The 15,922-nt window shown below is 60.6% G+C and carries 6 protein-coding genes; 3 read left to right on the top strand and 3 right to left on the bottom strand.

Annotated features, from left to right (window positions below; translation table 11 throughout):
* Nucleotides 1-31: 31 nt before the first annotated feature.
* Together QQJ86_RS04155 and QQJ86_RS04150 are read right to left on the bottom strand one after the other, a co-directional pair.
* Entirely contained in the window at nucleotides 32-1,393 is a 1,362-nt protein-coding gene (locus QQJ86_RS04155) for a S41 family peptidase (protein WP_284319647.1), read from the bottom strand.
* Between the two features lie 317 nt (nucleotides 1,394-1,710).
* Nucleotides 1,711-2,910, bottom strand: a complete 1,200-nt coding sequence (locus QQJ86_RS04150; protein WP_284319646.1) for a murein hydrolase activator EnvC family protein — start codon at nucleotides 2,908-2,910, stop codon at nucleotides 1,711-1,713.
* A 264-nt stretch (nucleotides 2,911-3,174) separates the two neighbouring features.
* Between QQJ86_RS04150 and gltB the strand changes: the two genes are divergently transcribed.
* The 3 genes from gltB to QQJ86_RS04135 all read left to right on the top strand — a co-directional run bounded on the left by gltB (nucleotide 3,175) and on the right by QQJ86_RS04135 (nucleotide 12,264).
* Nucleotides 3,175-7,611, top strand: a complete 4,437-nt coding sequence (gltB, locus tag QQJ86_RS04145) for a glutamate synthase large subunit (RefSeq protein WP_284319645.1) — start codon at nucleotides 3,175-3,177, stop codon at nucleotides 7,609-7,611.
* Nucleotides 7,608-9,050 (top strand): FAD-dependent oxidoreductase, encoded by a 1,443-nt coding sequence (locus QQJ86_RS04140; protein WP_284319644.1) that lies wholly within the window; start codon nucleotides 7,608-7,610, stop codon nucleotides 9,048-9,050. Before gltB ends, QQJ86_RS04140 begins: the two co-directional genes overlap by 4 nt.
* A gap of 442 nt (nucleotides 9,051-9,492) precedes the next feature.
* Nucleotides 9,493-12,264: a TonB-dependent receptor gene (locus QQJ86_RS04135; protein ID WP_423372969.1), complete on the top strand. Its 2,772-nt coding sequence runs from the start codon at nucleotides 9,493-9,495 to the stop codon at nucleotides 12,262-12,264.
* Between the two features lie 222 nt (nucleotides 12,265-12,486).
* Here QQJ86_RS04135 and QQJ86_RS04130 read toward each other — a convergent pair whose 3' ends face one another.
* Nucleotides 12,487-15,519 (bottom strand): TonB-dependent receptor, encoded by a 3,033-nt coding sequence (locus QQJ86_RS04130; protein WP_284319642.1) that lies wholly within the window; start codon nucleotides 15,517-15,519, stop codon nucleotides 12,487-12,489.
* Nucleotides 15,520-15,922 lie beyond the last annotated feature (403 nt).

Here is a 15,922-nt window from a genome sequence, read left to right as displayed (position 1 = left end):
AACCCCTCTCCCGGAGGGAGAGGGGGATTTATCAGTGAGCCGACGCCGCCGACTGCCCGCCATCCTTGCGCAGCGCCAGGCCCTTCAGAATGTTCAATGCCTGCGACAGCGCATAGTCGCTGGTCGCCAGCTTTGCATTCTCCGCACTACCATCGTTATTGATGCCGTCACTGTTCGCATTGGCTTCATTGGCCAGGTGATGCGGCAAGTCAGCTTCGGAGCTGATCGGGTTCTGCGTATCGTCCACCTTGGCCACGGTGAGGTCGGCAAGCGGGATGTCCGGCTTGATCCCTTCGGCCTGGATCGACGTGCCGTTGGGCGTGTAGTAGCGCGCCGTGGTGAGCTTTACCGCATGATCGCTGTCGAGCGGCAGCACGGTCTGCACCACACCCTTGCCGAAGGTGCGGCGACCGACGATCAACGCACGATGGTTGTCCTTGAGCGCACCGGCCACGATCTCTGCCGCAGAGGCAGTGCCGTTGTCGGCCAGCAGCACCATCGGCGCGCCGTTCAACAAGTCACCGGGATGCGCGGCGAAGGTGAGGTTGGAGTCGGGCAGGCGGCCACGCGTGGTAACAATGTTGCCGGAGTCGAGGAAGTCATCGCTCACCGATACCGCCGCCGTGAGCAGACCGCCTGGGTTGGAGCGCAGATCCAGGATCGCACCCTTCTGTGCGCCGTTCTTCTGGGTCAGTGCACCCAGTTTCTTTTCCAGATCGCTGGCCGTGTCGTCCTGGAACTGGCTGATGCGGATATAGGCGTAGCCGGGTTCGAGTTCGCGCACTTTCACGCTGGTCATGGAGATGCGCTCGCGGGTGAGCGTCATATTGACCGGCTGGTCGGCCTTTTCATGCAGGATGCCCAGCGTGATCTTGCTGCCCGGATCACCACGTAGCGCGTCGAACATGCTGTCGATGTTGTCAGGCGTGATCACTTTGCCGTTGACCGAGGTGATCACGTCGCCCGGCTTGATGCCGGCGCGCGAAGCAGGCGTGTCGTCGATCGGCGAGACGATCTTCAGCATGCCGTTGTCCTGCATGACCTCGATACCTAAGCCGCCGTACTGGCCGGTGGTGTCCTCGTTGAGTTCCTGCAGACCCTCTTTGTCGAGATAGGCGCTGTGCGGATCGAGGCCGGCGAGCATACCCTTGATCGCATCGTTCATCAGGGTCTTGCTGTCGACCTTTTCGACGTAAGCCTGGCGGATGATCTGGTAGACGTGAGCGAAGTTGCGCACGTCATCCATGTTTACCTGGTCTGCCGGTGCCGCGCTGCTCGTCGCCTTGGCGGGGGCGGGATCGCTGGCGGCGGGCGCCGCATCAGGCGCCGCCTGCGCGTGCAACAGGGGCGTCGCCAGCAACAGGGCGAGCAGGCAGGAGCGGGGGAAACGCATGGGGCAAAACTCCACAAGAAGTGATGTGACGACCTCGTTGAGACCGCTCGGGGCCGTCGAAATTCATGCTGAAAGCATACGCCGAAGTGGGCTTCAAATATCTCTACTCCCTCTCCCCTCCGGGGAGAGGGCCGGGGTGAGGGGCAAATCTTGCCGCGCGGCTTGCTCCGCTGCGCGAAATGATTTGTGAAAATGTTCGCAGGCTAGAACAAGTTTCGGGCAAGCTCAGCCCCTCACCCCACCTCGTTTCCCCTTGGGGAAAGAGAAAGGAAGAAATGTTTTCCCCGGCGGGGAGAGGGGGCATGGCGTCACAAGCGTTAGCGCTTCTGATTCAACCAAGTCCGCGGATCCATCGGTTTCCCGTTTTGCCGCAGCTCGAAATACACCCCGGTGTTGTCGCCAGTGCTCAGCATGGCGGTGCCCAGTGCTTCGCCCGCTGCGACATCGTCGCCCACGCCGTGCAGCAGGGTTTCGTTGTTCCCGTACATGCTCAGCCAGCCATTGCCGTGACTGAGAATGATAAGTTGCCCGTAGCCGCGCAGAAAGTGCGCGTACACCACTCGTCCGCGCGCCACAGCTTTCACATCTGCGCCGCGTGGCGCGCCGATCAGCACGCCGTTACCAAACGTATGCACGGGCCCGGGCGCCGGCCAAGGCAGGTTGCCACGGATGTTGGCCATCGCCTTGCCGGTGCTGCCACTGGGAACAGTGGGATTGGCGTGGGCCTTGCGCTCCGCTTCGCGGGCCGCGTCGTCGATGGCCTTCTGCAATTTCGTCAGCAGATCGTTGAGCGATTGCTCGTTCTGCTTCATCGTCGCAAGCTTCTGCGCCTGATTCTTATATTGTGCGTCGATCTGGCTGGCGAGCTGCTGCTGTTGTTTGCGTTGCTGTTGCAGCGTCGAGGCCTGTTGCTGGCGCTCTGTGCGGGTGGCTTCCAGCGCCTGCTGCTCGGTAGTGATCTGGTTTTCCAGATCCTGCAGTTTGGCCAGTTCGGTCATCAGCTGCTGCACTTTCTGCATGCGGTCTTGCTGGAAATATTTGGAATACGCCAGCGAACGGGCGATGCGCGCGATGTCTTCGTCGCCCAGCAATAGGCGCAGATCCGAGCCGTGACCGACGGCGTAGGTGGCGCGCAGCAAATCGGCAATCGCGGCGCGCTGACTGCTGAGGCTCTGGTTGAGTACCGATCGTTGCGTTTGTAACTGATCGAGTTGCTGCTGCTTGGCGGCGATCTGGGCGTCGGTGTCGCGTACCAGCTTGGCAGCGGTGGCCACAGCATCGGATTGCTTGGCCAGCTCGGCGTTCGCACTGTCGCGCTTGGCGGCGGTGTCGGCCTGCTCTTTGGCCAACGCCTGCATCTTGGCGCGCAGGTCTGTCAGCTGCTGCTTGGTCTGGGCCTGTTCGGCTTCGGCCTTGTTGTCCTGTGCGGCGCTGACGGGAAAGCTGGAAGAAAGGGCGATCGCAATGGCGATCAGGATGAAAGCGAGCGGGCGGGAGGCGCGGAGATGTATGAGCATGCGCGAATTATCTATGAGCTGGACTGTTCTCGCGAGACGCCGTAAACGGCGCTCCGTTGCGCCTTTGGGGGCGAGCGCACGGGACTGGTCTGTTAGCGCGCACTGTTACGCCTAACGACCATTTTTCATTTGGACGTCTAGCCGGCTTTGACGCGACGCACAAGTTGTGCTTAAAGTCGGGTTGCAAGCCTTATTCGCATGCAGCTTGCCGCCTCCTCGGCGGCGGGCTTTTTGCGCCCTAGCGAGCCGGGAGGAAGAAAACTCATGTTGGTGGCACCGCGGTTGTACGACCCCAGTTTTGAACACGATAGCTGCGGCTTTGGTCTGGTTGCCCAGATCGACGGCCGTGCCAGCAAATGGGTGGTCGATACGGCATTCACGGCGCTCGCCAAACTTTCGCATCGCGGCGGCGTGAACGCCGATGGCGTGACCGGCGACGGTTGCGGCGTGCTGATCCATCACCCGCATTCGTGGCTGCGCGCACTGGCGGTGCAGGCAGGCATTCCCCTGGGCGAGCGTTTCGCTGCTGGCCTGGTGTTTCTTGAATCGGCCGAGAGCGAAGCGGCCAAGACATTGCAGCGTTATGTGGCAGAGGAACGTCTGCACGTCGCCGGTTGGCGTGATGTGGCGGTCAATGTTGAAGCGTGTGGACCCCTCTCTGCCGCGGCCATGCCGGTGGTGCGGCAGATCTTCGTCAACGCAGCGGACGATATGGACGATGCCGGCTTCGAGCGCGCGCTGTTCCGTGCACGCCGTCGTGCCGAGCGTGCGCTGGCCGATGATGCGCAGTTCTATGTGGTGTCGCTTTCCGCCCAGGTGATCGGCTACAAGGCCATGGCCGCGCCGGGACGCTTGCGTGATGTGTTCGAAGATCTGCGCCATCCAGCGCTCGCCGCCGATGCTGTGGTGTTCCATCAACGCTTCTCCACCAACACCACACCGCAATGGCGCCTGGCCCAGCCGTTCCGACTGCTGGCGCACAACGGCGAAATCAACACCATTCGCGCCAATCGCCGCTGGATGCAGACGCGTGCGCACGTGTGGCGCTCGCCGCTGGTGGATCTCTCTGACATTGGTCCGTTCGTGCGTCAAAGCGGTTCGGATTCGGAAAGCCTCGACAACGCGCTGGAACTGTTGCTGGCCGGCGGGCTGGACATGATCGCCGCGATGCGCGTGCTGGTACCGCCAGCGTTCGCCGCGCGCGAAGGCATCGACGAAGACCTCGCCGCTTTCTATGAGTATTACGCACTGCACAGCGAGCCGTGGGATGGTCCCGCCGGTCTGGTGATGTGCGATGGCCGTTACGCGGTGTGTACGCTCGATCGCAACGGTCTGCGCCCGGCACGCTGGGCGCTGTCTGATGACAATCATTTGATCGTCGCCTCCGAAGCCGGCTTATGGGATGTGCCGAGTTCGCGTGTGATCGCCAAGGGTCGCTTGGCGCCGGGCGAAATGATCGCCGTGGATTTCAAGGCAAACCGTCTGCTGCACGATGCGGATATCGACGAAATCAACCGCAAGCGCGCACCCTTCCGCGATTGGCTGCGCGCGGGCGTGAGCTATCTGGAATCGGATCTGATCGATCCGTCGCTGGCGGCCGAGCCGTTGCCGGCGGATGAATTGCGCTGCTATCAAAAGCTGTATGGCCTGTCGCGCGAAGAGCGCGAAACCGTACTCAAGGTGATCGCCGAGCTGGAGGCCGAAGCCACCGGCTCGATGGGTGACGACACACCGATGGCCGCCATGTCGCGTCAGGTGCGTCCGGTGTTCGACCGTTTCCGCCAGGCATTCGCGCAGGTGACCAATCCGCCGATCGATCCGCTGCGCGAAAAGCTGGTGATGTCGCTGGTGACGCAGATCGGGCCGGAAGGCAACGTGTTCGATCTGAAGCCGGAAAACGCCAAGCAGATCCTGATCAACTCGCCGATTCTTTCGCAGCGCAAGTTGCGACAGCTGCTGGCGATGCCGCAATACGCTAACACGCAGCGCTTCGATCTGATGTATGAGCCGGAAGAGGGGTTGGAGGCGGCATTGCGTCGTTTGTGCCGCGAAGTGGCGCAAACCGTGCGCGATGGCTGTGCATTGGTGTTTTTGAGCGATCGCTATCCGCAGCGCGATCTGCTGCCGATTCACTCGTTGCTGGCGACGGGCGCCGTGCACGCGCATCTCATCGACGAAGGCCTGCGCTGTCATTGCAACATCGTCGTGGAAACCGCCACACCGCGCGACCCGCATCAATTCGCCTGTCTGATCGGTTATGGCGCCACGGCGATCTATCCGTGGCTGGCGTATCAGAGCCTGTTCGAGCTGGGTCGCGAAGGTCACATCGAAGGTGATCGTCTGGAGATCGGGCGCAGCTATCGTCGCGGCATTCGCAAGGGTTTGCTGAAGATCCTGTCGAAGATGGGCATTTCCACCGTCGCCGGCTATCGCGGTGCGCAGTTGTTCGAAATCGTGGGTCTCGCGCCGGAAGTGGTGGAACTGTGCTTCCCGGGCACACCGTCGCGCATCGGCGGCGCCAACTTCAACGACCTGGAACATGAGCAGCGACTGCTTGCCGCGGAAGCCTGGAACCAAGCGCAATCTTTGCGTGCTGGCGGCCTGTACAAATACGTGCACGGCGGCGAGTACCACATGTACAACCCGGACGTGATCGGTACGCTGCAAAAAGCAGTGCGCACCGGTAATCCCAACGACTACCGCGCGTATGCGAATTACGTCGATCATCGTCCGCCATCAGCGTTGCGCGATCTGCTGGGCTTGAAGCCCGCCTCGTTGCCGATTGCATTGGATGAAGTGGAATCTGTCGATGCGATCCTGAAGCGCTTCGACTCCGCCGGCATGTCGTTGGGCGCACTTTCGCCCGAAGCACACGAAGCGCTGGCGATCGCGATGAATCGCCTTGGCGCGCGCAGCAACTCCGGCGAAGGCGGCGAAGATCCCGCGCGCTATGGCACGGAGAAAGCATCGAAGATCAAGCAGGTGGCTTCCGGCCGCTTCGGCGTAACGCCTGCTTATCTGGTGAATGCCGAAGTGCTGCAGATCAAGATTGCGCAAGGTGCCAAGCCGGGCGAAGGCGGTCAGCTTCCTGGCCACAAGGTGGATGCGACCATTGCGCGCCTGCGTTACGCGAAGCCGGGCATTGGTCTGATTTCGCCGCCGCCGCATCACGATATTTATTCCATCGAAGATCTCGCCGAGTTGATTCACGATCTGAAGGAAGTGAATCCGGATGCGCTGATCTCGGTAAAGCTGGTTTCGCATGCAGGCGTCGGTACGGTTGCTGCAGGTGTAGTAAAGGCCGGTGCGGATTTGATCACCGTCAGTGGTCACGACGGTGGTACCGGCGCGAGTCCGCTCACGTCGATCAAGTACGCCGGTACGCCGTGGGAACTCGGTTTGGCCGAAACGCAGCAAACATTGCGCCGCAATGATCTGCGCGGTCGCGTGCGTCTGCAGACCGATGGTGGTTTGAAGACTGGATTGGATGTAGTGAAAGCCGCGCTGCTCGGTGCGGAAAGTTTCGGCTTCGGCACCGGTCCGATGGTGGCGCTGGGCTGCAAGTACCTGCGCATCTGCCACTTGAACAACTGTGCCACCGGCGTAGCTACGCAGCATCCTGTGTTGCGCAAAGATCACTTTGTCGGCCTGCCCGAGATGGTGATGAACTACTTCACCTTCCTCGCGCAGGACGTGCGTGCCCATTTGGCGCAGATCGGCGTGCGTTCGCTGGGTGAAATTGTCGGTCGCACCGATCTGCTCGAACAGCTCGAAGGCGTCACGCCGGTGCAGCACAGGCTTGACCTTACGCCGCTGATTGACGGCACGGGCTTGAGTGCCAGCAGCGAATTCGCATGCACGCTGCCGCGCAATCCGATGCGCGACGAAGCCGCACTGGCTTCGCGCATTGCGATCGACACAGCGGACGCGGTGGCAAACAAGACCAGCGGCACGTTTGCTTATCGCATCGAGAACACAGATCGCGCGATCGGTGCGCGCTTGTCCGGTGATGTCGCGCGTCGTCATGGCGATCACGGTATGGACGCGAACCCCATCGAATTGAAGCTGGAAGGCGCAGCCGGTCAAAGTTTGGGCGCGTGGAACGCCGGCGGCGTGCACATCGAATTGGTCGGCGAAGCCAACGACGGCGTCGGCAAGGGCATGGCAGGCGGTCGTATCGTGGTGCGTCCGCCGGCGGATGCGCCCTATGCCAGCCAGGACGCATCGATCATCGGCAACACCTGCCTGTACGGCGCGACGGATGGTGAGTTTTATGCTGCGGGTCGCGCGGGCGAACGCTTCGCCGTGCGCAATTCCGGTGCGATCGCCGTGGTCGAAGGTGCGGGCGATCACTGCTGCGAATACATGACCGGTGGTGTGGTCGCCGTGCTCGGCAAGGTTGGCCTCAACTTTGGTGCGGGCATGACCGGCGGCTTTGCGTATGTGCTCGACATCGAGCGCGACTTCGTCGACTGCTACAACCACGAGCTGGTCGACATTCTGCGTATCTCACCCGAGGGGATGGAAAACTACATGCAGCACCTGCGGAAATTGGTCACCCGCCATGTTGAATTGACTGGCAGCGAATGGGGTCGGCAGATTCTGCGCGACTTCCGCGGCCTGCAATACAAATTCTGGCTGGTGAAACCAAAAGCCGCGAGCCTTGCCGTGTTGGCCGAAGAACTGCGGAGGGCGGCATGAGCGCAAAACTGTTCCAATTCCTCGACTTGCCTCGACAGCCGCCGCGCACCGTCCCCGTGGCGGTGCGCGTGCTGGGCTACGGTGAAATCGGCGGCGACTTCGCTTCGCCGCAAGCAGCTTCGCAAGCGGAGCGCTGCATCGATTGCGGCAATCCGTATTGCGAACACGCCTGTCCGGTGCACAACTACATTCCGAACTGGCTGAAACTGGTGCAGCAGGGTCGCATCATGGAAGCGGCCACGCTGATGCACGAAACCAATCCGCTGCCGGAAATCTGTGGGCGCGTGTGTCCGCAGGATCGTTTGTGCGAAGGCGCCTGCACACTGGAGCAGACCGCGTTCGGCGCGGTGACCATCGGCAGCATCGAGCGCTGGGTTACCGACGAAGCGTTGCGTCAGGGGTGGCGTCCGGATCTTTCCAAAGTGCATGAAACCGGTTATCGCGTGGCGGTAGTTGGCGCCGGCCCAGCAGGGCTTGCGTGTGCAGATCGCCTGCGTCGCGAAGGCATTGCAGTGGATGTCTACGATCGTCAACGCGAGATCGGCGGCTTGCTCACCTTCGGCATTCCGCCGTTCAAGCTGGACAAGGGCGTGGTTCGCACGCGTCGCGAAGTGCTTGAAGGCATGGGCGTGCGTTTCCTGCTCGGCAAGGAAGTGGGGCGTGATGTGGAATTTGGCGCGCTGCTGGAAGAATACGACGCCGTTTTCGTCGGCACCGGCGCTTACACCTTTGTGGACGGCCAATTGCCAGGACGCGAACTGCTGGGTGTGCACGATGCCTTGCCGTTCCTGATCGCGAACACCGAACGCTTGCTGCGCAACGAACCAGCTTCCATGTTCGATTTCCACGGCAAGCACGTGGTGGTGCTCGGCGGTGGTGATACTGGCATGGATTGCAACCGCACCGCGATCCGCCTTGGTGCCGCATCCGTCACCTGCGTATATCGCCGCGATGAAGCGAGCATGCCGGGTTCCGCGCGCGAGGTGAATTACAGCCGCGAGGAAGGTGTCACTTTTATGTTCCACCGTCAGCCGGTGGCGATTCTCGACAACGGCAAGGGCCATGTGCGTGGTGTTCGCGTGGTGGAAACGCGTCTGGTGGATACGGGCGATGGACGTGCGCGTCCACAGAACGTGCCTGGCACTGAATCGGAAATCGCCGCGGATGTGGTGATCCAATCGTTCGGCTTCCTGCCCAGTCCGCCGGATTGGTTGAAGGCGCACGGCGTGGATCTCGCCTCGTCGGGCAAAGTGATCACTGGTGCTCACGGCCGCCTTCCGCACCAGACCAGCCATCCGAAAATTTTCGCGGGTGGCGACAATGTGCGTGGTGCGGATCTGGTGGTACGTGCGGTGTACGACGGCCGTGAAGCGGGTAGGAGTATCGCCAGCATGTTGGCGAATGTGTCGTCGGTAAAAGAAGAAGTCGCCGTCGGCTAACCCATACGCGCAACCAAGTTCGGCTCAAAAAAGCGGCGCATGTTCAATGCGCCGCTTTTTTTATTGCCGCGATCTGCATGGCCAGGATGTTTTAGGGGTTGGGGTGCGACCCACGCACGACGCGAGCTCGAAATCATTCGATCGCACCTACGAATTTGTCCAAACACGTCATGTGGAATCGCAAAATGCTGCGATTGCACATGCGCGACAGTCGTATGCGCTGACCCTTATAGTTCAAAGATTTAAGAAATTTTTCGAGCCAAATGAGGCCATTTAAGCCGTCTTCTTGGGCCAAGCGGTACTGTTAATTTCTTGCGAAGTGTGGGTACTATCCTGAAATGCGCATCTTCTTACGACGTAGGTTTATGCGCTAGGGGAGTCAGCAGAGCCCTACCCATACCCCACATCTGCTGCCGAAACGAGGGAGATTTCATTCATGCGTATGAGAACGACACGGCTGCGCGACGCTATCGTGTGGACCTTGTTCGCGGGTTCCGCCGGTTTTGCATTCGCGGCGAACGCGCAATCGCAAGACGCAACGCAATCCACGAAGACGCTGGAGAAGGTCGTGGTGACCGGTTCCAGCATTCCGCGTACCGACCTGGAAACCGCTTCGCCGGTGCAAGTCATCACTGCCAAGGATCTGCAGGCGAGCGGCCTGCCGACGGTTGCCGACTTCCTGCAGCGCCTGACTGTTGATGGTGCCGGCTCGATTCCTTCCACGTTTGGCAACGGCTTTGCCAGCGGCGCCACCGGCGTTTCGCTGCGCGGCCTCGGTGCTGGTTCCACGCTGGTGCTGCTCAATGGTCGCCGCATGGCGTCGTTCGGCTTGGCCGATGACGGCCAGAAAGTCTTCACCGACCTCAGCACCATCCCGATGGAAGCAGTGGAACGCATCGAAGTGCTGAAGGACGGTGCATCCGCTATTTACGGTTCCGACGCCATCGCCGGCGTGGTCAACATCATCTTGAGAAGCGACTTCCACGGCGCAGTGGCCAAAGTTTCGACCGGTGTTTCCGGCAACGGCGACGGCAATCGTTACAAGGCCTCGCTGACGGCAGGTACGGGCGACCTCAACAAGGATCGCTACAACATCCTGTTCAACCTGGAAGGCATCAAGGACGACGCGATCCTCGCGACCGATCGCAGCGATCGCAAATGGATTGGTACGGGCGATCTGCGTCCGTGGGGTTACAGCGCGACAGGCAGCCAGTTCCTCGGCGGTGCGATCACCAGCGGTGGCGCCGTGGCAGGCAGTTCGCCGACGGGTGCGGTGCGCGATCCGGCTACGGGTCTCTACACGTCGCTGCCTGGCTGCGGACAGTTCTCCAACATTTCGCAGGCTGGCGGCGGTGGCGGCTGCTTGTGGGATACGGCGAAGTTCCGCTGGATCACGCCGAGCGATCGCTCGATCAACTTGTTCGTGCGCGGCACCTACAAGGTATCCGACGACACGCAGGTGTATAGCGAATTTGGCTACTCGAACAAGGTTTCCAAGTTCCAGACCACACCGTCGGGCGTCTCCGGTGCCTGGGGTTATCCGGGCGGCCCGGTCAATGCCAGCAGCGGCGCAGGCGCCGTGGTGCTTGGACCTGGCGATCCCGACAATCCCTACGGCACGAACGCACGTCTGCGTTACTCCGCGTGGGATGTCGGTCCGCGCGTGACGCGCACCGACAATGACTTCTATCGCTTCCTGGTCGGCGTGAAGGGCACCTTTGGTTCGTGGGATTACGATGCCGCGTACATGCATTCGGGCACCGATCTCACCAGCTCGCGCTGGGGCTATCTGCGTTACAGCGCGGTGCGCGATGCGCTCACCAATCCCAACAGTCCGTTCGGCTACTGGCGCATCGGTGAGAACTCCGGTTTGAACAACCCGGGTATCTACAACTACATCTCGCCGACGCTGCACGCGGACGCCAGCAGTGTGCTCGACTCGATCGACGCCAAGGTCACGCGCACTCTGTTTGATCTGCCTGGCGGTCCGCTCGGCTTGGCACTTGGCGCTGAATATCGCCGCACGGCCGTGTCGCTCACGCCAACCACGTATACCGACACGGGCGACATCATCGGTCTGGGTTACTCGGCCTATAAGGGCTCGCAATCCGTGGCGGCCGGCTATTTCGAATTGGATGCACCGGTGCTGAGCACGTTGGAAGTCTCGGCTGCGGGCCGCGTGGATAGCTACAAATCCGGCAGCACCGCGGTCACACCGAAGTTCGGCCTCAAGTGGTCGCCAACGCCATGGCTGTCGCTGCGCGGCACGTTCGCAGGTGGTTTCCGTGCACCGAACCCGGCTGAAACCGGTGGCCGCCTGGCCGCGTTCACCAATGCTCCCGATCCAGTGCGTTGCCCGAACGGCGCTCCGTTGCCGGGTGCTTCGCAGGCGGACTGCAATGCCGCTATTGCCATCATCACTGGGCCGAATGCACATCTGAAGCCGGAGCGTTCGCGCAGCTACACCGGCGGCATCGTGTTGGCACCGACTGCGGATACGTCGTTGACCGTCGATTACTGGCGCATTCGTCGTACCGATGAAATCAATCAGAGCACGGCCGCTTCGGCAATCGCCGCGGGCAACGTGATCCGCTCGGACAACAATCTGCCCGGCATCCCCAACAGCGGTACGCTGCTGGCAGCGGAAGGTAGCTACATCAACTCCGCAGCGACCTCGGTGCGTGGCGTCGATCTGGATTTCACGCAGCGCTTCGACCTGGGCACGTACGGCAGGTTGAACTTCGATCTGAATGCTACGCGTTTGATCTCGTATGCACGTGAGGACGCCAGTGGCACCGTGCAGTACGCGGGCACGCACGGCAACTGCGATACCACCAACTGTATCGGTACGCCGCGCCATCGTGCACAGATCACTGCCGGCTGGGACATCAACAACTTCTCGTTGGGTGCCACAGTGAACTATCGCAGCGCGTTCAAGAACGTGCCTTATGCGGGCGCTCCGTGCAACACGTCGTTTGCCGATGGCACGGACGCACCGGAGCATTGCCGCATTCCGTCGTTCACCACAGTGGATCTCTCGGCTCGTTATCACTTCGCGAACAACTTCGAAGTGTTCGGTTCGATCCAGAACGTGACCGACGAAATTGCTCCGCTCGACCCGACGACCTACGGCGCGATGAACTACAACCCGTTGGATTCCACCGGCGCCATCGGCCGTTATTTCACGGTGGGTGCGAAGTACACGTTCGAGTAAGCAGTGGTTGAAAGGCTGTATCGCGTCATGGCGATGCAGTTGATGTGAAAACGGCGCGTCGAGTGATCGGCGCGCCGTTTTGTTTTACGAAGATCGATGAAAATAGCGCCCCAACTTACGTGACCTTTTCCCGGGCAGCCGAAAAAAACTCGCCCCGGCGTAAACCGGGGCGAGCGGGGAAGTGGACGTCTCTGGGAAGAACGCCCATTACCGAACTTGCTATCAGTAGTCGTAAGACACCGACAGACGTACGTAACGCGGCTGCGTGTAGTACATGCCGATGCCGTACGTATTGAGCACTGTGCCAGGCGACGCGGATTCGCTGGTGGCACTCCACTGAGTCGGCACCTGACGGTTCAACACGTTGAACACATCCAGGCCGAAGGCCAGCTTCTGCTGCGCGAACATCGGGCGATAGTTCACGCCCAGATCCAGGCGTTGGTTCCAGGGCATGCGGCCCACTGCACCCGGAGCCGAAGCCTGGGCAAAGCAGTAGTGATAGGCCGAACCATATCCCGACGGATCGGTGTCCGGTGCAGGGTAGTAGCCGAGACAGCTCTTCGGTGCACCCGAGGTCAGCAACACGCGGGCCGACACCATCCACTCCGGCGTCACCGCGTAAGCACCGTAAGCTTTGATCTGGTGCGTACGATCGTTGAACAGCACACCGTTACTGTTCGCCATGATCGACGCGAAGTCCCAGTCCTCGGTCTTGCTGACGTCGGTCTGGCCGATGTCCGAACGCACCTGACCTTCGGTGTTGCCATAGCTACGCGAGAACGTGTAATCCAGGCGACCCTGCCACTTACCATCGAACGGGTGCTCCAGGTACATGTTCAGCGCGTAGTACTTGCGCTTCGCACCATCGGTGAAGCCCCAGTCGCTCTTGGTCATCGTCACCTTGCTGTAGCCGCTGCCGTCGATGCGCGACACCAGGAAGTCGTTGCTCTGGCCCGGATTGATCAGACGGCAACCCGGCTGAGTGGTGTTGTACAACGAGGGATCCAAACCCATCGATTGCATCTTGGCCGCCAACTTGTCCATGTCGCAGACGTCGTCGATCGCACTTTCCAACTTACGCAGCGTGAACTTCGCGCCGGTGGTCCAGCTCGGGCCAAGCGTCTTGTCGAAACCGAGGATCAGCTCATCCTGGTATTCCGAACGCAGGTTGGTGGCGGTGAAGGTCTTCGGATCGGGCGTGACGCCGTATTCGTTGTCTGCCGAGTGAGCCGGACCAAGAGCGGCTACGCCGGTAGGTGCACCGTTCGCGGCGATACCTGTGTAGGTGAAGTATTGATCCGTATACGTCGATGCCGAAGCGCCGCGGATGGCCACGCTGCTCGGCAGCGCGAGGTAGTAACGGCCAAGGTTGGCGTATAGCTTCAGGCTGGCATCGCCGAACACATCCCAACTCGCGCCCAGGCGCGGTGCCCATTGATTGCCGCTGCGGACATAAGGCTGCTCGCTATTGTTGTAGTTGGTGAACTTGTCGTTGCGCAAACCAACGTCCACCATCCAGCGGTCGGTGACCTGCCACTTGTCTTCCAGGTAGTACGCCTTCTGCGCCACGGACATGCTGGTGGCGTCGTGGAAAATGCGCTGCCGCACGTAGTACGGAGTGCCCGGTGCAGCGGAGTAGCTGTTGATGGGGCTGTTCGGGGTCTTGGTGATGAAGTAATACCAAGCGTAGCCGGGGCCGCTGGTGACCTGGCCCTGATCGGCAGCGTGGTAGTACATGTTGTCGATACCCACCGACAGATCATGGCTACCCAGGTGGTAATCGACGTCCAAACGCAGACCGTGCGTACGGGTCTGGGCGTCTGGCGAATTGATCAGGCGAACGGTGTTGCCGTTGGTGATCGTGCCGCCGCCGGTATATGCGGGATTTTGGTTGAGCGGGTTGGCGATGAACGGGTCGGTGTCATTCTGGCCTGGAATCTGGGTGAAGTTCGTCACCTTGTTGCGACCGTAGGTCGCGCTCACCGTCAAGTCCTGCGTGATGTAGCCGGTGTACTTGATGATGTCTAGCGTGGTGGAGTCCTTGGACCACACCGGGTACAGACCCTTCGCACCACCGGTACCGAGGTTGGCGTAGTTGAAGGCGTAGTATTCGCCGGAGCTCGGCTTCAGTGGATCACTCGCGCCTGCATCGGCAGGCTGCTTGTTCACGATGTGCGTGAGTTCCAGCAGATGGTTGTCGGTGATGTTCCAGTCGATCTTGCCGTAGAACTTCTGCAGCTTGTTGATGTACTTGAGATAAGCCGCCTGCGAAGCATCCACCGTATTGGTACTGCGACCTTCCACCTTCTCCGCTTCGGCCGACAGGAAGAAGAACAGCTTGTCCTTGATCAGCGGGCCGCCCACGTAAGCGTCATACACCGTGCGCCATTGCTTATCGCCCTTGCGGTACTGATAGAGCGTGCCCGGCAGGTTCGATTTGGCATAGCTGTAGCCCGAAGGCAGCGCCATGTTGGGGTAGTAGCGGTTCTGCGGATCGGATTCCAGGAAACGCGGTTCCCAAAGCATCTGGCCACCAAAATGCCACTCGTTGGTACCACGCTTACCGATCTGGTTGATGACGCCGCCGTCCGAGCGGCCGTACTTCGCGCTGTAACCGCCGATGTAGGTTTCCTGCTGATCGATCGAGCCGTAGGGCAGGCCCACGCCGCCCAGATTGGACAGCGGATCGGAGCTGCTGAAACCGTTTATGTAATACGCGTTCTCGCTGGGGCTGCCGCCACCGAAGGAGAGCGAGTTGTTGAAGTAACCACTGCCTTGCACAACGCCTGGCGCCAGCAGCGCGATGGCTTCGGCCGAACGGCCAAGCGGCAGACGCTCCAGATCCTTGGACGTGATGACCGAGCGCGAATCCACCGATGCAACGTCAATCTGTGGCAGCGCATTCGCATTCACCGTAACGGTGCTCAGCGTTTTGGCTGCGAAGGAAATTTCAGTGCTGATGCCTACGGCGAGCGTCACGTTGTCGCGGCTGTCGACCACCGAACCGTCTTTCTTCAGCTGCACCGTGTAGGTGCCGACCGGCATGTTGGCAATGCGGTAGTGGCCGGAGCTGTCGACCGGTGCTTCGCGGGTAAGGCCGGTTGCACTCACGACCGTAACCGAATCGCCGACCGGCGCCTGGCCCACAAATGTGCCGGTAGTGGACTGCGCCATGGCCACGCCGGCCAGGCTCATGCCCAACGCGACAGCAAGCGCCTTACGGTGCGGCCGATAGCCGCCCAAGTAATTCTTCATAGCTTTTTTCCCCGATAACAATGGTTTTACTGCGCTCGGGCATGGGATTTGATTGGTTCCCCCGCCATGCCCGCTAATCTTTGTTTAACGGAAGAAATTGCGCCAGTCAAGAACTTACGAGTTCTTCGTCCATTTCCGCGAGAAAACATAGGCAGCTACGTAATTTTCTAAGGGCCTTTCCTGACGCTTGAACGAGTTCTACGTCTTTGCATGAAATTACGAAATCGACGGAACTAGCTCGGGGCGCTACCGCGCAACAGTTGTGTTGATGCAGGGCAAAAGCTTTGCTTTTTGCTTGTCTTTAAGGGCCATATTTGCGTGTAGGGGTATACCCGCACGGCGATCCATATACTTGTTTGAACAAGCAATATCTTGCGTATCCCTCGGTTTGGCTCATGCGTAA

This window comes from Dyella acidisoli (genome assembly GCF_030160295.1).
GTDB classification, from domain to species: domain Bacteria; phylum Pseudomonadota; class Gammaproteobacteria; order Xanthomonadales; family Rhodanobacteraceae; genus Dyella_B; species Dyella_B acidisoli.
Note: the sequence above shows the minus strand (reverse complement) of the source record. Positions and strands in the feature narration are given on the sequence as shown.

Bases quoted from the DNA above. Each gene is read 5' to 3' on its own strand.
- QQJ86_RS04155 (WP_284319647.1), bottom strand. From the start codon at position 1,393: ATGCGTTTCCCCCGCTCCTGCCTGCTCGCCCTGTTGCTGGCGACGCCC.
- QQJ86_RS04150 (WP_284319646.1), bottom strand. From the start codon at position 2,910: ATGCTCATACATCTCCGCGCCTCCCGCCCGCTCGCTTTCATCCTGATC.
- gltB (WP_284319645.1), top strand. From the start codon at position 3,175: ATGTTGGTGGCACCGCGGTTGTACGACCCCAGTTTTGAACACGATAGC.
- QQJ86_RS04140 (WP_284319644.1), top strand. From the start codon at position 7,608: ATGAGCGCAAAACTGTTCCAATTCCTCGACTTGCCTCGACAGCCGCCG.
- QQJ86_RS04135 (WP_423372969.1), top strand. From the start codon at position 9,493: ATGAGAACGACACGGCTGCGCGACGCTATCGTGTGGACCTTGTTCGCG.
- QQJ86_RS04130 (WP_284319642.1), bottom strand. From the start codon at position 15,519: ATGAAGAATTACTTGGGCGGCTATCGGCCGCACCGTAAGGCGCTTGCT.